The organism is uncultured Bacteroides sp., from assembly GCF_905207245.1.
Classification (GTDB): Bacteria; Bacteroidota; Bacteroidia; order Bacteroidales; family Bacteroidaceae; genus Bacteroides.
Genome location: NZ_CAJLKP010000069.1, coordinates 15,522 through 32,260 on the forward strand (window position 1 = coordinate 15,522; position 16,739 = coordinate 32,260).

General features: G+C 43.3%; 15 protein-coding genes and 1 pseudogene. 11 read left to right on the forward strand and 5 right to left on the reverse strand.

The window, feature by feature from the left end:
* Positions 1-10: 10 nt before the first annotated feature.
* The 9 genes from essC (at position 11) to QZ135_RS18310 (ending at position 9,842) form a co-directional block, all read left to right on the forward strand.
* Entirely contained in the window at positions 11-4,507 is a 4,497-nt protein-coding gene (essC, locus tag QZ135_RS18270) for a type VII secretion protein EssC (protein ID WP_294612565.1), read from the forward strand.
* Positions 4,504-4,836, forward strand: coding sequence for a WXG100 family type VII secretion target (locus QZ135_RS18275; protein WP_289698727.1), 333 nt, complete (start codon positions 4,504-4,506; stop codon positions 4,834-4,836). The genes essC and QZ135_RS18275 overlap by 4 nt, the downstream gene beginning before the upstream one ends.
* A gap of 15 nt (positions 4,837-4,851) precedes the next feature.
* Positions 4,852-5,244 carry a hypothetical protein gene (locus QZ135_RS18280; protein WP_294612570.1) on the forward strand — a complete coding sequence of 131 codons (393 nt, stop codon included), beginning with the start codon at positions 4,852-4,854 and terminating at the stop codon, positions 5,242-5,244.
* Positions 5,219-6,667 (forward strand): hypothetical protein, encoded by a 1,449-nt coding sequence (locus QZ135_RS18285; protein ID WP_294612572.1) that lies wholly within the window; start codon positions 5,219-5,221, stop codon positions 6,665-6,667. The genes QZ135_RS18280 and QZ135_RS18285 overlap by 26 nt, the downstream gene beginning before the upstream one ends.
* Before the next feature lie 10 nt (positions 6,668-6,677).
* Positions 6,678-7,292 carry a hypothetical protein gene (locus QZ135_RS18290; protein WP_294612575.1) on the forward strand — a complete coding sequence of 205 codons (615 nt, stop codon included), beginning with the start codon at positions 6,678-6,680 and terminating at the stop codon, positions 7,290-7,292.
* 9 nt (positions 7,293-7,301) lie between these two features.
* Complete coding sequence (locus QZ135_RS18295) at positions 7,302-8,588, forward strand: tetratricopeptide repeat protein (RefSeq protein ID WP_294612578.1); 1,287 nt, start codon at positions 7,302-7,304, stop codon at positions 8,586-8,588.
* Positions 8,589-8,597: 9 nt separating this feature from the next.
* Positions 8,598-8,903 carry a WXG100 family type VII secretion target gene (locus tag QZ135_RS18300; protein ID WP_294612581.1) on the forward strand — a complete coding sequence of 102 codons (306 nt, stop codon included), beginning with the start codon at positions 8,598-8,600 and terminating at the stop codon, positions 8,901-8,903.
* A gap of 58 nt (positions 8,904-8,961) precedes the next feature.
* Entirely contained in the window at positions 8,962-9,246 is a 285-nt protein-coding gene (locus QZ135_RS18305) for a hypothetical protein (protein ID WP_294612584.1), read from the forward strand.
* Between the two features lie 83 nt (positions 9,247-9,329).
* The gene (locus QZ135_RS18310) at positions 9,330-9,842 is read left to right on the forward strand and encodes a hypothetical protein (protein WP_294612587.1); all 513 of its coding nucleotides are present in this window, start codon (positions 9,330-9,332) and stop codon (positions 9,840-9,842) included.
* A gap of 183 nt (positions 9,843-10,025) precedes the next feature.
* On the opposite strand, the gene QZ135_RS18315 is transcribed toward QZ135_RS18310, so the two are convergent.
* The 4 genes from QZ135_RS18315 to QZ135_RS18330 form a co-directional block, all read right to left on the reverse strand.
* Positions 10,026-10,805 (reverse strand): hypothetical protein, encoded by a 780-nt coding sequence (locus tag QZ135_RS18315; RefSeq protein WP_294612590.1) that lies wholly within the window; start codon positions 10,803-10,805, stop codon positions 10,026-10,028.
* Between the two features lie 25 nt (positions 10,806-10,830).
* Positions 10,831-11,832 carry a PDDEXK nuclease domain-containing protein gene (locus QZ135_RS18320; RefSeq protein ID WP_294612594.1) on the reverse strand — a complete coding sequence of 334 codons (1,002 nt, stop codon included), beginning with the start codon at positions 11,830-11,832 and terminating at the stop codon, positions 10,831-10,833.
* Positions 11,833-11,857: 25 nt separating this feature from the next.
* On the reverse strand, positions 11,858-12,373 hold the full coding sequence (locus tag QZ135_RS18325; protein WP_294612597.1) for an ImmA/IrrE family metallo-endopeptidase: 516 nt from the start codon (positions 12,371-12,373) through the stop codon (positions 11,858-11,860).
* Positions 12,374-12,439: 66 nt separating this feature from the next.
* Positions 12,440-12,862: a helix-turn-helix domain-containing protein gene (locus tag QZ135_RS18330; RefSeq protein ID WP_294612600.1), complete on the reverse strand. Its 423-nt coding sequence runs from the start codon at positions 12,860-12,862 to the stop codon at positions 12,440-12,442.
* Positions 12,863-13,631: 769 nt separating this feature from the next.
* Between QZ135_RS18330 and QZ135_RS18335 the strand changes: the two are divergent.
* Both QZ135_RS18335 and QZ135_RS18340 read left to right on the forward strand, forming a co-directional pair.
* Positions 13,632-14,081, forward strand: a pseudogene (locus tag QZ135_RS18335) (tyrosine-type recombinase/integrase); the annotation flags it as partial.
* Positions 14,082-14,520: 439 nt separating this feature from the next.
* Complete coding sequence (locus QZ135_RS18340) at positions 14,521-15,372, forward strand: hypothetical protein (RefSeq protein WP_294612602.1); 852 nt, start codon at positions 14,521-14,523, stop codon at positions 15,370-15,372.
* 109 nt (positions 15,373-15,481) lie between these two features.
* Here the strand turns inward: QZ135_RS18340 and QZ135_RS18345 are convergent.
* Positions 15,482-16,739 (reverse strand): ribonuclease J (locus tag QZ135_RS18345; RefSeq protein ID WP_294612604.1); only part of this gene is annotated, 1,258 nt, incomplete at its 5' end.

A 16,739-nucleotide genomic window follows, 5' to 3' on the forward strand; every position in this document is an offset into this window, starting at 1 on the left:
GGCGACAGAGATGAAAAGATATAAAGTTACTCTTTCAAGCAACACTGTTTATAAGGAAATAGAGCTCGCTTCCGATTTGCAGCAAGTGAAGGTGGGTACTGGCGTAGATTGTGATATTCGTCTGCGAAAAGAACTATTTTTTAGTCAGATTGAACTTACTTTTATAAAAAATAAGGATACTTGGACTGTCATCTGCTCAGATAATTTGTATATTACCATGGGCGACGTGCGCAAACTTGCAACAAAACAACTGAATCACGGAGATGTACTTGAAGTCAAATATCAGGACTCAGATAATCTGGTATTTGCAATGGAATTTCTGATCGATTTTGATGACGGTAAAAAATACGAGAGAATTATCGACGTTTCCGGGGCAACATCACTGACTATAGGTACATCGCCAAATTGCAATATTACAATAAGTGGCGAATATGCCAAAGATGATGCACTTGTTCTTACTAGAAAGTCCAATGGCTTTGTTGTCGATATTCAAAATACAACTTATGGTGTTTATATCAACGGTAAGAAGGCGAAGAACAAAGATATAATTAAAGATAGAGATTTTCTTTCCGTTTCCGATTATTTCTTCTACTTTAAGAACAATAAGATCTGGACTCAAATACGTAAAGATTTAGTTGTGAATACACTTAACTTCATTGATAGACCTGAGCAGAATTCATATCCTAAATTCAATCGTAATACAAGAGTTCAGACAATTGTAAATAAGGATGACATTGAGGTTTTAGACCCGCCCGCAAAGCCACAGAAACCAAAGAACAATTTATTAACTAGATTGCTACCCTCTATCGGTATGCTTCTTGTGTCAGGTATTACAGCATTCTTTGGCGGTGCAATGATCATTATGTCGGCGGTTTCCGGTGTAATGGCAATTGTAACTTCTGTTATCACTTTGCAACAAAGTAAAAAGGATTACAAAAAAGGTACTGAGGAACGTATAGAAAAATACAATGCGTATGTTGCAAAAAAGAGAATGGAAATTGAACAGCTAAGAGCTGAGGAAAAAGAGATACTCGATAGAATATATATTTCTCAGACTGAAGAAACTAGCCGATTAGGAGAGTTTTCGCCAAGCTTATTTGATAGAACAACTGCTGACGCAGATTTCCTACGTGTGAAACTTGGTGATGGCTCGATAGAGGCTAATCGCAAAATTAAGTATAAGAAGCAGGAACGCCTTGAGGTTGAAGATGAACTACAACTTATTCCCGAACAAATTAGCGATGAATTTAAGTACGTGCATGCTGCTCCAGTTGTATGTGATTTTAAGTCAGTTAATGCAGTAGGTGTTGTTGGTAATGAAGACTACAGATTTAATATTCTTAAAAATCTTGTAATTGATATTGCCGCAAGGCAGTACTTCTCAGATGTGAAAATGGTGTTTGTAGCGGAAGAGAAAGATGCAGATAGAGTTTCTTGGCTTCGTATGTTACCGCATACATATGATGAAGACGCGAAATTAAGGACAGTGATTACAGATAATGAGAGCAAAAACATTGTCTTTGAGTATTTATATAAGGAATTGACATTTAGAGAGCAGCGAAAGAAGCATGAAAACAATATTGTTGTATTTTTCTATGATGAATACGGATTCAAAAACCATCCGATTTCAAAGTTTGTTGAGAAAGCAAAGGATTTGGGCGTTACCTTTGTTTTCTTCGGCGAAAAAGAAGCAGATATTCCGTTGGGTTGCGGATACATCATTGAGGCTAAAGCTGAAAGAGCTGTTTTGATTTCTACAACTGATAGCAGTAAAACTGTTGAATTCACATACCCTATCCTTCAGGATGCAGATGCCAAGCGGATTGTAAACCTGTTGGCTCCAGTCTACAGTGAAGAAATCTCTCTCGAGGGTACATTAACCAAGAGTATTTCAATGTTTGAAATGTTGAATATTCTTGCCGTGGATGATTTGAACCTTGAAGAACGGTGGAACAAATCCCAAGTGTTTAGATCTATGGCGGCACCTATTGGTGTCACTACCAATGGCTTGATTTCTCTGGATTTACATGATAAGGCACATGGTCCTCACGGTCTTGTTGCCGGTACTACTGGTTCTGGTAAGTCCGAGATCCTACAGACATACATTTTATCTATGGCCACCCTCTTCCACCCATATGAAGTTGGTTTTGTAATCATCGACTTTAAGGGCGGTGGAATGGTAAATCAGTTTAAGGATTTGCCGCATCTTCTCGGTGCAATAACGAACATTGATGGCAAAGAAATTGATCGTTCGCTGAAATCTATTAAAGCTGAACTTCAAAAGAGACAAAGACTTTTTGCAGAAGCAGAGGTTAATCACATTGACAAGTACATAAGAAAGTTTAAAGCAAGAGAAGTTAACACTCCGTTGCCTCACCTTATCCTTATTGTTGATGAGTTCGCTGAATTAAAGGCAGAGCAGCCTGAATTTATGAAAGAGCTAATCTCTGCTGCACGTATTGGACGTAGTTTGGGTGTGCACCTTATCCTTGCTACTCAAAAACCGTCTGGTCAGGTTAATGAACAGATCTGGAGTAACTCGAGATTTAAGCTTTGCTTGAAAGTCCAAGGTCAAGAGGATAGTAACGAGGTCTTAAAGTCTCCGCTGGCTGCAGAAATCAAAGAGCCTGGCCGCGCTTATATGCAGGTAGGAAATAATGAAGTGTTTGAACTTCTACAATCAGCTTACAGTGGTGCTCCAGAGAAAATGGATGATACATCTATCAAAGAGTTCTCGATTTATAGTTTGTCTTCTTGTGGCAAAAGGACACCAGTATATACTCAAAAAAGAAAGAAAGCAGAAGGCTTAAACACCACTCAGTTGGATGCAATTGTTGATTATGTAGCATCCTATTGTAGTAGCAAGGGTATTGAGAGATTATCTAGCATCTGTCTACCGCCTCTTGAAGATTATCTTACTGTTCCTAATAATCTTGGGAATTATGCCTTGGATTCCATTCCGTTGGGGATTTATGATGATCCGGATTCTCAGTATCAGGGGGTAGCACACTTTAACCTTTGCGATGATAACACAATGATTATTGGTGCATCTCAAACCGGTAAGACCAATCTGATCCAGAGCATAATCAGACTTGTTACAAGTAGATATTCACCAAAGGATGCTGTTTTTTACATAGCTGACTTTGGTGCTATGTATCTAAAAAACTTTGAGTCACTTCATCATGTTGGTGGCGTCGTGACAATTTCAGAAGGTGAAAAGTTTAAAAACCTTTTCAAATTATTAACCGAAGAGGTTCAGTATAGAAAAGCAAGATTTTTGGACTGTGGCTTAAGCTCTTATGCTGCTTATCGCGAAGCAGGATATACTGATTTGCCGCATATCTTCCTTATTATTGATAATTTTAGTGCATTCAAAGAGGTTTATGCAGATGCATATGAAGACCAATTTGTATATCTTACTCGTGAAGGCATTTCCTGCGGTATTTCTATTATTGTAACTAACGCATCAACAAATGGTCTTGGCTACAGATATATGTCCAACTTTGCCTGCCGTCTTTCTTTCAGATGTAATGACGCCGGCGAATATATGAATATCTTCGATCGTTGCAGAATGCAGCCGAAAGATGTTCCAGGACGTATGCTATGCAAACTCAGTAAAGAACTTTACGAAATGCAATCGTTCATCGCATTTGAGGGAGAGAAAGAGTTGGATCGCTCTAATGCTGCAAAGAAATTTGTTGATGAGATTAATGCACTATATCCGAATGAATTGGCTAGGAAGATTCCTAACATTCCTGAAGTTCTTACACTTGACTATATTGACAATAACTATAACTTCAAGGCAGCTGGATATCAGTATCCAATAGCGCTTGATTATGCAAATGTTGATGTCGTTGCTTTAGATCTCAAGGCATGGAACGAATTCTGCATCATCGGCAAGGATTCTGGAAAGAAGCTTGCAGTCACTAACAGCATAATGGATGCAATTCACCATAATGTACTGAGCAAACCTGTTGAATTGTACATTATTGATGGCGTTGAAAGGCAACTCAAGGCGAAGGCTAATTTGGGTTATGTTGAAAAGTACACCATTGATTACAGTGAGATCGGAAGTATTTTTGATAGTATAATGCCTGAACTGGAAAAACGTCATCAATTACTGATGGATGGAGAACTTGATCAACTCACCAAATGTGCTCAGATCATCATCCTTATTAACAATAAGGATGCCGTTGAATATATGTCCTCTACTAAAGAAATTCTTGAAATTTACACCAGAATGGTCAAACAATTCAAGGCTCTTGGCGTTGCATTTATCTTCTCAGATATTGAAGATACTGCGGTTAGCTACAGTGGGCCGGAGTTGCTTAAGAGATTCAAGGATTCCAAGAAGGCAATTATAACAAGCAATCTGCAAGAATTTAAGTTCTGCGATCTGCCGTCTTCAGCTGTTCGTAACAATAAGACGGTTAACGTAGGAGATGTATTCTTGCTGGATGGATCTGATGTTACAAGAATAAAATTAGCAGAGGAGGTACGCAAATGAGTACTACTGACACAAGGGTGTCTGGCGAAGAATTTAGTCTAGACACATCAAATTTTGCCTCTGTCATTAGTAAGGCGGATAGCTTGGCTGACAAAATGGGTGAGCTAAAAAACGACCTGGATAATCTGAAAAATAACCTTATGTTCACTTGGGCAGGAAAGGGTCGTAACACTTTTGAAAAGAAGTACAGGCTGTTGAGTCAGCAGTTTGGTGACCTAAAAGAAGATTTACGTGAAATTGCCGAAGGCCTTAAGAGCATGGAACAGGAATACATCCAGGCTGATACGGATCTTGCAAAGGCCCTTGATGGCAAAGATAGTAGATATTAAGGAGGTGCGTTTGGGATGACTGTGGAGCAACTTAAAGCTCAACGAAAAACAAAAAAAACCGCCCTTAATACTTATGCAAAACGTCGAAATGCAATCAGAGATATAATTAAAAAAATCGATGATAAGCTGGACGATGATATAAGAGATGTGAACAAGCAGATATCCAATTGCATCTCAGAATTGCAACAAGGGTTAAAGGGAACAAGCAGGGTTACTTCTATTTGTAACGCTATGGAGGATGTTAAAGAAAAAGGAACCGGCTCGGATTCAAAAATATCATCATGTAGGGGTTACTTGTCCAGCGAAGTTAGTAGATGCCAAGGCAGAATTAACACGTTGGATTCTGAAATCAGGTCACTTGAGATTCAAATAAGAGATCAAGGTGGAACAATCTATTTCTGGGAGTGAGTTTATGAGCGAGATTTATATTCATTATGGAAATCTTGAAGATTCCGTAAAAAAATCCCAGAAAGTTCGAGGTGAGATAACCGGATATGTAGAGGAAATCAAAAAGCGAATAACTACCCCTATATCCGGACTTTCTGGTAGCGATTCAGCGGGCTATGCATCAACAGCATCGAGCCTCGCCTGGAACAAAATTACTTCTTTAAACAACAAGGCGAATCGTTTTTCTGCATATGAAGGCACTATTAACACTTTGATTTCGACTGCGAAATCTGAGGATAAATATGTATCGAACCAAATTGAAACAATTGCAGGTATGTATGTTGAAAAACGCAAATGGTATCAAAAGGCTGGAGATTGGATCTACAATACATTCTGTGTCGATCTTGCCAACAAATGGGACTGGACTAGAGATTTTTCTGATGCGGCTAAGTGGGTTGGAAACAAAATCGAAAATGCCTTTGAACCTATTGCTGACTGGTTTAAATACGGTGACGGTAAGTATGTCTGGAATATTATTACATCAGTTGTTGGAACCGTAGCTGCAATTGGTGGTGCAATAGCTGCAATTTGTGCAATACCATTTACTGGCGGTGCAACGATTCCCATTGTAATCGGCTGTATTGGTGCAGCAGCTGCAACTATAGGTGCTGTTATAACAACGGTCAACTCAGTCACAAGCGTTGTTCAAAATTCGAAGGCAATTTCAAAAAGTGGAAACTTGTTTGATGAAAATGATGGTGATCCAAGTGCAGCACGTTATTATGGAAGCCAGACCAAATTGAGCGAATACTTTAACAAAAATGATATGGGCGACAAAGAAGCTAACGAAAAATTCGAGAAGGCAGGCAAAACGGTTGATACAGTAAAGGTTGTAGCCGACGTCACTTCATTCGTCTGCAGCATCGCAAGTCTAGGTAACGTAAAAGACTACCGTTTGAAGAATGGTAATGCCAATATCAACACTCGCTATAATGGCGACAAGTGGTATAAGGGCTACAGCTTTACATACGATAATATTAAGCGGAATATTATGCATGATATGGGATACAAAATATCCTCCGGCAAACTGGATGCTGGTGACGCATTTAATCTTGACAAGAGCATCTTCGCAAAGAGTTATACTGTAAAGAAGAAATTCACTTTGCGTTGGGATACCGGTAGTTGGTCAGTTAATGAAAAGCTTGTAAAGGTGTTCCGAGGAGTAAAAGTATTTAAAAATGTCACAGACATCAACGAAAGTGTCGGCACTCTTCATGACTATTTCCAATATCGTGATACTGCACCAACTTCGAAAGATACTGCAGAAGCGATTGAGGCAACGACGGGCTTGTTTGGAAATATGGATTTCTTTGCACCTTTCGATGATTACGGAACAAAAACAGGAAAAACAATCTCTGACATTATCGAGCTGTTTGCAAATTAGGAGGTGCTATATGGAACTTTCTGTTAATACAAAGAAGAAGGCATCTTTGCAAAAAGCTATTGCACGAAATAAAAAAAGTGTTCGTGTTATTATGGCAATTTCAAGGATTTTGTTGTTTGTGGGTATTATTGGTGGCGGATGCTATGCGATTTTGAATTGCTTGATGCCTGATCTGAGCATGGTATGTGTTAATGGTGTAGCACAAAAGGATATTAGCTGGATTATTATCTCAACTTCGTTTATTGTTGCTCCTTGTTTGATCTTTTCTGTTTGTCTTAAAGCCTTAGCAAATAATATTGCAAGTAGTAATAATTCAGCAAGAGTTGATGAAAGCCTGCTGATTGTGGACAATAAAATCCGATATTCGTTTAGAATCAAGCATCAAAGTGCATCAAGCGAAAGAAGGGTCATCACTATTGATTTTTCTGATATAAGCTCGCTACGATTTGACGAGGTTACAGGAATGCTTGATTTTACGGGAGATATTCTTAGTGAGTATTTCGATGATTACAAAAATAAGAAACCGGTTAACACAGTAAAACTCGGAAAATTTATGATTTGTGATTACTTTACGCCAAGCCTAAGGGACACCCTGCAGGGTAATAGCGTTAAGGTGAATCATTAGGAGGCAACTATGGACAGAGAAAGATTTAACGACCATATTAGCCAAGGCATTGCACTCATGACTGAACAAAAATACGAGTCCGCGAAAAGAGAATTTGAAGCAGCAATACAAATTGATGTCAAATCCTATGATGCGTACATACATTTGGGTAATGCATGTGCTAATTTGGGCCAGTTTGATGATGCGCTGGCTGCATTTAAAAATGCTCTCGTTGTTGAGAGCAATTCAGGAGAAGCATTATATTCTATTGCTAATATTCATTTGCTTAAAGATGAGAGATTGAAGGCGGTTGAATATTATAACAAGGCAGAAGAAGCCGGATTCAAGAAAGCAGAACTTTATCAGATCCTTGCAGGTATTTTCTTCGATGCTAATGATGTAGCGCAGGCATTACGGAATATTTCTCGTGCAATCGCGGCTGAACCGTTTGATGGTGAGCTTCGTCTTTTCAAAGCAAGAATCTATTTGGCTGATAATAAATATGACGAGGCGCTGGATACTCTTGATGAGATGCAAAAAGTCCTTCCGGACGCTTTTGAAGCATATGATTTGAGAGCACAGATTTATTCTGGAATCGGTAAGTATGAGGAAGCATTAAATGTGAGTGAGTTGGGCTGTCATCGTTTTCCTGAAGATGCAAATCTTGCTTTGACAAAACTTAAGGTTTTGGTGGAAATGAGTAAAGACCAGGAAGCAGCAGATCTTATTGAAAAGATGAAGAATGGCGGTCAGTTCGATAAGGTAATGAAGGAAGCGGTTATCCAAGAATCTATTCTCTTCTTGAGAAAACAGGATACCGAAACCACATTATCAATTCTTCAAAAGGCAAATACAGCCCTTGGTGGAGATGCGGATATTGTGTACCTGATTATGGATATCTACGGAAAAAGCGAAAATTACGAAAAAACCATGGAAACAGCAAATTTACTGATCGGCATGAATCCTGGTGAGTATTATGAAAGCACAGCACGTTATTTCCATGCCCATTCTCTTGATAAAATGGGAAAGGATGCCGAAGCAAAGGCAGAATATCGTAAACTTACCTCGCTCTTGAGAAAAGCAACGATTAATAATCCGTCTTTTTATGAGGGCTACATCTACCGTTTGCTTAGCCATACTCGTTTGGGCGAATTTGATAAAGCTCTTGAGTTGGCTGACTATGTGGAGAATTTGTATCCGGATAGAGCAGATGCTCATGCATTTAGGTATTTCATTTATAAGGAACAGGGAGACAGTGCAAAGGCAGAAGAATCAAAGAATGCTGCATTGAAAATTAACCCTGATATGAGTCTGTGAGGTGATTGAATGGCATGGGGAGATCCTACATCCTTGAAATTTGATGTTTCAGAAATTTCAAAGATGAGAACACAAATTCAAAACACATCAAAAGATTTGGCAAGTTTCAAGACTACGTTGCTTCAAGAAGTTGAGAACTTAAAAAACAACTGGAAAACTCCAGCTGGAAAGAAATTCACTGAAGAAGTTGACACCGATTGGGCAAAGCAAGTAGATAAATATATTACAATTATTGATGCTGTTGGCGAACTGCTTGAAGTGGCAGAAAAGAGCTACAGAGAAGTAGAAGAAGAAGTAAGAAAGGTTTCATTTTAATTGGTGCAAAGCCGAAAGGTTTTACATAAAAATATCATTAGAAAGGATGACACACACAATGGCAACACGCGTAGAAAGAGCTGGTATCGAGGCATGTATCTCTAAGGTTAACCAGGCAATTGAGGATCTCAATGCTGCTGCAAAGCAGGTTAACGACTCCATGAATGAACTGCCTAACTACTGGGAAGGCGCTGCTTATGATAAGGCGCGTTCAGTCTATGAAGATCAGTATCAGGGCCTTCTCACCAATACTGTACCGAAGGCTGTTGAGGACTTCAGAGACTACATCAACCAGTGCAAAGACAAGATCATTGAGTTGGATCAGCAGCTTGCTGGCAACTAACATCTGGATTGCAACAACGGGGTACCAGCATACTTAAGATGTTGGTACCCTTAGTTGTAATTATGGTTCGAAGGAGTTTTTGTATGGAGATAATCGGAAAGATTGCTGTCAAAAGAAATAAAAAGGAAATCGCGAAGAAGACATGGCTTACAATTGGGCTGGTTGCGTTTGCTCTTACAATGATATGTGAAGTGCTCTTGGGCAACTTTGCTTTTTTGGCTCTAATTGTTCCTTGCCTATATTTGCTCAATCTAAGAAATAAAATGGGCAAAAGTATTCTATATAAGGATGTGGTTATTCGCATTGATAGATATGATGGCGAAAATGTAGTTGAAATATTAAACTGTGAATATCGTGATAGGGTACTGTATTCTGCTCGATTTAGTCTACAGGAAAATAGTGAAATTTGTGTATCCTATTTCGTTTCAGATGAACGAATTTCTATTGCTTGCATTGCAAGAAAAGTACTATTTTTGGGAAACACAATTATTCCTATCTTTGAACATCAGCCTTATGCTATTCAGTTTTATGTATCCGCAGATGACGTTAAAAAAATTGTTGAAAAACTACAATGTACCCTTGTTGTAAAGAGGTAAAATAATACTGATAAAAATAGTCGGAAATTATATCACGAAAGTTGATTTTAATAATGTGGAGGCTAATCATTTAGCTCTGTAAGCAATAATCGGAAAAACTGTAACATAATCATTCTTAATCCACTATTTTCAGATTTTGTTTCATGTGGTATATGCGTAAGCGTCAAATTTTGCTAACTTCCTTCATAGATAGCCTTTTGTCTTAATTTGAAGTATCCTGATATATTCTTCGTAGTAAACGACCAGCGGAATCGGATAGATACCAGAAAGAACATCTGTGAGTATCGATATTTTATTTTCTGGTATTTTCGAAAAGCGGTGCATCGTCTGCATAAACCCCGGTCGAAAGTCGTTTATATTGGCGTTCAGGCGTTCGGCTACGCTTTGCAAGCATAACTCTGCATCGTTTTCAAAGGGATACTGTGAGAACTGTTGGAGCATCTTCCTCAGTTGCTCTGTCCCTGCTTCGCTGTCATACAGACTCAGTTTGATGATGAAGTCTGTCACATCGAATGCTTCATCCCAATCATAGGCGAAAACGCCCTTTGACGGAGAATACGCAAACTGCGGGGTATCCGAAATCCGGCAGAACATAGCATATAGAGCCATACTGTCCAGATATTGTTGGAGCAATACCGGAGACGCCTTTACCTTGTCATAATCGACCGGCGAAAAATCCTCGATCCATTCGATGCCCACGATAAATGGGTGCATCGGGAACAACCGTCTGGTTTCACCGGCCTTGCTCATAAGATAAGCTCTCGGCGTAAACACACCACACAGGTCGGCAAACCTGCTAACCATAAACGCATTGCAGGCTGACTGTATGTTTTCGTGCTTGATAAGCAGCTTTGGCCTGCCTGCTTTTTTCGGTGTGGCAATATATTTACATATTCCGCCGAAACCTTCGTGCTGCAATATTCGATAATCATAATCGGTAGTATTGAGAGTATAAGTTTCCATATAGGTTCTCCAGTGCCTCAAATACTTATTTCTTGATACGCTTTTGAATATCCTCAATAGACGGTAGCTGCTTGCTCAAATTCTCCGGCAGGCTGCTTGTAATCTTGTATTCGCTGACGCCGATGGGCTTGGACATATCCTTCAAAGCGTATTCGGCAACGAGGTCGTTCTTGCTCTTACAAAGCAGCAGTCCGATAGAGGGGTTATCCTCCGGGTGCTTGATGATGCCGTCTACCGCAGACAGATAGAAATTGAGTTGTCCTGCGTACTCCGGCTTAAACTCACCGGTTTTTAGCTCAATCACCACATAGCAGCGCAGATTTAGGTTGTAAAACAGAAGATCAATATAGAAATCATCGCCTCCGACATTCAGATGATACTGATTGCCGAGAAATGCAAAGCCGGTACCAAGCTCTAGAAGCAGCTTAGTGACATCTTTGACCAAAGCGTTTTCTATGTCACGTTCGAGCATATCTTCGCTGAATGGGATAAAATCAAAGATGTACGGGTCTTTCATCGTCTGCACCGCCAACTCGCTCTGTGGCGAAGCAAGGCGGTGTTCAAAGTTTGATACTTTCCCAGCAACGACCTGTCTCTCGTATAGCCTACTTTCAATCTGATGTATCAGGACATTCCTTGACCAGCCATTTTCAATCGTTTTGCTAAGATACCAGTTCCGAATTGTATTGTCCGAAAATTTATCCAGAAGAACCGTAGTATGACCCCATGGAATTTGTGCAACAGCCTGTTGCACAAATTTTTCATCAGGATATGTCGCTGCAAGCTTTGCCATGTATTTCAGGTTGCGTGCAGAATAGCCTGTGACATTTGGAAAGGACATATGGATGTCGGCAGCAAGATTCTCAATGAATTTACTGCCCCATGTCTTATGCTCGTTGATAACCTGCCCAATATGGTAATAGAGCATAATTAGTTCCTGATTTACATGGAGCGTTGCCTTGTACTGTGCCTCACGGATTTCGCCCTTAATATTTTCTACGATTTTAATGTAGTCGTTGTTGTTCATCAACATTGTGGAGTCCTCCGCTCTCTTATTTTAAAAATCGGTTTTGATATTCTTGACGCCGCAGTCGATAGCCTTGAGAGATCAGGGTATCCCCTTTGAGTGCAACAAGGTTGATGTCCGAGCATAGCGTCCGGGCAATCTGTTGCGTGTCATATCCTCTTTCGGCCAGTTCAAGGAAATCCTCATCCGGCAAGGAAATCTGAGCAGCGAACAGGTTGGCTTCATACTCCATCCGATTGTCCCGCATATTGAATATCTCAAATTCCTTGAAACCACCAGCCTTCGTAGCTTCATCTCTATGCAATGAGTCGTGCCCAATCTCGTGCAATAGGACAATGTTCTCCATAACAGGATGCAGATCATTTTTAAGGAAGATGAAACGATTCCGCATCATCACCTTGTAGGCTCCTCGCTGTTCCTTGAAAGGGTAATATCTTACCTCTATTCCTAAATCCCGTGCTATTCGAAGAGGATCACGAGTCCCGCACTGAGCCACAATGGAGTTTGCTTTTTGTACGATTTCCGAAGTGCTTACATACATCGGCTCCACCCCTTTTTGTTCTTCCTGAGTATCATTCTATCACGGAATGTGTCCCTTAATCGGGACTCAATCGGCATTTTCTTTAGAACGATACTTTTTCGGGGTGTATTTCTGATTCTTTTTCTTGGCGATCCAATAGGCTTCCTGAATAGCCTGCATCATCACATCCATATCTTCCTGAGCCATCTCGCCACCGGCAAAAAGGCCGGTTACTTCCTCGGTGAGCTGCTGCGCCTGCTTTGCGCCTCTGGAACCGTACTGCGCTGCCGCTTGCGTCACAAACAAATCAGCAGACCCCATAAGCTCTCCGACAGGAACTTCAAGTGCTGCGGCCAGCTTTTCTGCCGCATCGTAACGGGGACGGGAAACACCTCCCTCATACTTTTGAATCATACGAGTAGAGATTCCGGAATGCTCTGCGAGCTGCGCCTGTGTCAGTCCTTTACTTTCCCGGAAATGCTTGAGCCTTTCACTGAATTTCATATCCATACCCCTTCTGATGATTTTTGATATTTTCTCGAACACGAACTTTTATTCGCTGCTCTCTGTTGACACGAATATCAGTTCGTGTTATACTTTATCCACGACACGAATCCGAGTTCGTAGTATTATAATACACCGCGAATTAAAGTTCGTCAAGCGTTTCGTAGAAATTTCTGCGTTGGAAGTAAAAAAAAGGAACTTGATGAGGTGATGAGATGACAAATGATAATTGGACACCGATCTCGATGTATTGCTCCAATTGCGGGCAATTACAGTATGGTTTTCGGAATGAGGAAGGCAAGATCAAATATGAATGTCCCAAGTGCGGGACAGTAGCTGTTCGAGTGCAAAAAGGACGCAGGCACGATAAGATTGACCTTTATGCCCCAGCGGATCAAGTCCGATACGGCTAATACCAAAAAACTGAATACGGCAAAACGACGAAATGGTTGAGATGAAATAGGCTACGTAATTCCATCTTCAGGTCACTTGCTTTGAACACTTCGGTTGGTTAAACCAAACTTGCATATGCAGACATGAGAGGCCACCGACAAGACAGTAAGCCACAGGCTTAGTCTGTAGGGCCGGTGGCTTCTTTTTTTCGGCAAGAACAACCGAACACAAGGGCTTCCGGCAGAGAAATCTCTGAAAGGAAGCCCTTTTTATGTTATACGGCTGGCTCTGCTACATCGCTCAATACCCGTGATCTCCGAATTTTTGACTTTCACCCAAATTCAAAAATTCAAAGGAGATCACATAATGATCAAATTACAAAGAGCTGTTTGGAGATGAATTTATTGACTACAACCTTGTATTCTGTAATCCCAACGGCAGACCAATGGAAGGTTCTGTAATCAACCGTGGGCTATCAAAACTGATTAAAGGCAACGACTTGCCTCCTGTGGTCTTTCACAGTCTTAGACACTCCAGTATCACCTATAAGCTGAAACTCAACGGCGGCGATATGAAGTCCGTTCAGGGCGACTCCGGACACGCTCAGGTAAAGATGGTAGCCGATGTTTACTCTCACATCTTGGACGATGACAGACGACTAAACGCTCAAAGGTTTGAGGAGGCTTTCTACAAGCCGCAGACCAAGGAGCTTGAGCAGCAGGAACCAGTCGATATACCTTCAGCCTCCGATAGTAATCTGATTGCCCAGTTGCTTGCAAATCCGCAACTATGTGCGATGCTCAAAGATGCACTTCTGAAATCCGAAACATAAATACCAAGCGGTACGAGTTGAAGAATTCGTGCCGCTTATTTCTTTATGCCTATTGAAACGCAGAATAATGACGAGTATAATACCCATATCACTATCAGTAACAGCGAGTAAAGGTCGATATGATTATAGACCGGTTTTGACATCCTGTCGCCACCCGTCTTGAGTCCTCTCTGCTAATTTCACGCTAATTCTAGAGTCTAAAATGCCCGATAATTAGCGATAACACAGAGATACATTTGAATGGATATAGTTCTGAAAAGCCTTGAAAATAGGGACTTATCAGTAACAGTTAGACCCATTCTTGCAGCCCACGGGCTGAACTCCTAAGCGGTAGGCCACCAGTTAGAGTCTGGTCGGGGGTACCAGTGAGCCGCAGAACCGTCGAGTTTTGCGGCTCTTTGTCTATCAGGCCAACACCACAACGAGAAAGGAATCCGTTATGAAACATCCCCCCAAGCCGCCCCGTCATAACCTCCGGGACCTGGGTCCCATCATCCGCCGTCAGCCGGCTGTGTTTGCCGTATATCTGGTGCTGCGTCTTATCGTTATCGGCACCCTGGTGTCCTCCATCATCCGGCAGGAGTATGAAAGCGCGTTTATCTGCCTGCTGGTGCTGGTGCTGTTCATGCTGCCGTTTTTCATCCAGCAGAACTTCGGCATTGAGCTGCCCTCCACCCTGGAGATCATCATCCTGCTGTTCATCTTCGCGGCGGAAATTCTGGGTGAGCTGGGCTGCTATTTCATCACCTACCCCCACTGGGACTCCATGCTCCACACCACCACCGGCTTTCTCTGCGCCGCCACAGGCTTTGCTCTGATCGATATCCTCAACCGCAACAGCCGCATCAAATTCCAGCTGTCGCCGGTATATGTGGCCCTGGCCGCCTTCTGCTTTTCCATGACCGTGGGCGTTCTGTGGGAGTTTTTCGAGTTTGGCATGGACCGGGTGTTCCACATGGACATGCAGAAGGACACCATTGTCCACTCCGTCACCTCTGTGATGCTGGACCCCACCAACAGCAACATCCCCGTCACCATCGACGATATCACCTCCGTGGCCGTCAACGGCCGGGACCTGGGCTTCGACGGGTATCTGGACATTGGCCTGTACGACACCATGGCGGACCTATTCGTAAACTTCATCGGCGCCGTGGTGTTCAGCGCCATCGGATACTTTTATGTCAAGCACCGGGGCCGGGGAAAGATCGCACGGGCCTTTATCCCCACCATCGCCGGGGAGACTTCTCCGTCGCCGGAACCCCCGGAAGCGCCGGATGCTCCCCGGGAATAAACCGCATAGCAAAGTGGGAGGGGCAGAGCTCCCCCCAGCACAAAACCCCCTCCGCAGCAGCGGAAGGGGTTTTGTCATTATATTGCACTAAATACACATCATCTTGCGCTCACAGCATGGTCACCATGGGAATCACCATGGGGCTGCGCTTGGTATGCTTGAACAGATAGCTGCTGACGGCAGCGCGGACGGTCTTGCACACCTCGCCCTGGTCCTTCCGCCGCCGGGCAGACATGCCGTCCACGGCGTTCTCGGAGATGTCCCGCAGCTCCTGCAAAAGCTCCTCGGATTCCTTGACATATACAAAGCCCCGGGTGACGATCTCCGGCTGGCACAGCAGCCGATGGTCGTGGGAGGACATGGGCAGCACGATGACCACCATGCCGTCCTCGGCCAGGAGCTTCCGGTCGTTGAGGACCACGGCCCCCACATCGCCCACGCCGGAGCCGTCCACAAACACCTCTCCGGCGGGAACGGACGTCTCGCACTTCATGTGCTTGGTGGTCAGCTCGATAACGGAGCCGTTTTCAGCCACGCAGATGCTGTTGGGATCCATGCCCATGGACTCCGCCACCCGCTTGTGAATCTGCAGCATCCGCTGCTCGCCGTGCAGAGGGATGAAGAACCGGGGCTTGGTCAGGGCGTGGATGATCTTCAGCTCCTCCTGGCAGGCGTGGCCGGACACATGCAGCATGTCCGCCTTGTCATACACCACGTCGGCCCCCTTGCGGAACAGCTCGTTGATGACCCGGCCCACCGTCACCTCATTGCCGGGAATGGCGGAGGCGGAAATAATGACCTTGTCCTGGGGGCCGATGTCGATCTGCTTATGGGTGGAGAAGGCCATGCGGTACAGGGCGCTCATTTCCTCGCCCTGGCTGCCGGTGGTGATGATGACCTGCTGCTGGGGCGGCAGGCCCTTGATGCGGTTGATGTCCATCAGGGTGTTCTTGGGCACCTTCATATACCCCAGCTCCGTGGACACCTTCATGATGTTCTCCATGCTGCGGCCGGTGACGGCCACCTTCCGCCCGCAGGCGGCGGCGGCGTCGATGACCTGCTGGATGCGGTGGACATTGCTGGCGAAGGTGGTGACGATAATGCGCTTTTTGCACCCGGTGAACTGCCGGATAAACGTCTTGCCCACGGTGCGCTCGCTCATGGTATAGCCCGGGCGCTCCACGTTGGTGGAGTCCGCCAGCAGGGCCAGGACACCCTCCTTGCCCAGGGCACCGAACCGGGCCAGGTCGATGACCTCCCCGTCGATGGGAGTGGAGTCGATCTTGAAGTCTCCGGTGTGGACCACGGTGCCCATGCGGGTATGGATGGCGAAGGCCACGGAGTCGGCTATGGAATGGTTCACATGG

What these genes read in the sequence shown, in the direction of transcription:
- essC (WP_294612565.1), top strand. Translation starts at nt 11, where the DNA reads ATGAAAAGATATAAAGTTACTCTTTCAAGCAACACTGTTTATAAGGAA.
- QZ135_RS18275 (WP_289698727.1), top strand. Translation starts at nt 4,504, where the DNA reads ATGAGTACTACTGACACAAGGGTGTCTGGCGAAGAATTTAGTCTAGAC.
- QZ135_RS18280 (WP_294612570.1), top strand. Translation starts at nt 4,852, where the DNA reads ATGACTGTGGAGCAACTTAAAGCTCAACGAAAAACAAAAAAAACCGCC.
- QZ135_RS18290 (WP_294612575.1), top strand. Translation starts at nt 6,678, where the DNA reads ATGGAACTTTCTGTTAATACAAAGAAGAAGGCATCTTTGCAAAAAGCT.
- QZ135_RS18295 (WP_294612578.1), top strand. Translation starts at nt 7,302, where the DNA reads ATGGACAGAGAAAGATTTAACGACCATATTAGCCAAGGCATTGCACTC.
- QZ135_RS18300 (WP_294612581.1), top strand. Translation starts at nt 8,598, where the DNA reads ATGGCATGGGGAGATCCTACATCCTTGAAATTTGATGTTTCAGAAATT.
- QZ135_RS18305 (WP_294612584.1), top strand. Translation starts at nt 8,962, where the DNA reads ATGGCAACACGCGTAGAAAGAGCTGGTATCGAGGCATGTATCTCTAAG.
- QZ135_RS18310 (WP_294612587.1), top strand. Translation starts at nt 9,330, where the DNA reads ATGGAGATAATCGGAAAGATTGCTGTCAAAAGAAATAAAAAGGAAATC.
- QZ135_RS18315 (WP_294612590.1), bottom strand. Translation starts at nt 10,805, where the DNA reads ATGGAAACTTATACTCTCAATACTACCGATTATGATTATCGAATATTG.
- QZ135_RS18320 (WP_294612594.1), bottom strand. Translation starts at nt 11,832, where the DNA reads ATGAACAACAACGACTACATTAAAATCGTAGAAAATATTAAGGGCGAA.
- QZ135_RS18325 (WP_294612597.1), bottom strand. Translation starts at nt 12,373, where the DNA reads ATGTATGTAAGCACTTCGGAAATCGTACAAAAAGCAAACTCCATTGTG.
- QZ135_RS18330 (WP_294612600.1), bottom strand. Translation starts at nt 12,862, where the DNA reads ATGGATATGAAATTCAGTGAAAGGCTCAAGCATTTCCGGGAAAGTAAA.
- QZ135_RS18340 (WP_294612602.1), top strand. Translation starts at nt 14,521, where the DNA reads ATGAAACATCCCCCCAAGCCGCCCCGTCATAACCTCCGGGACCTGGGT.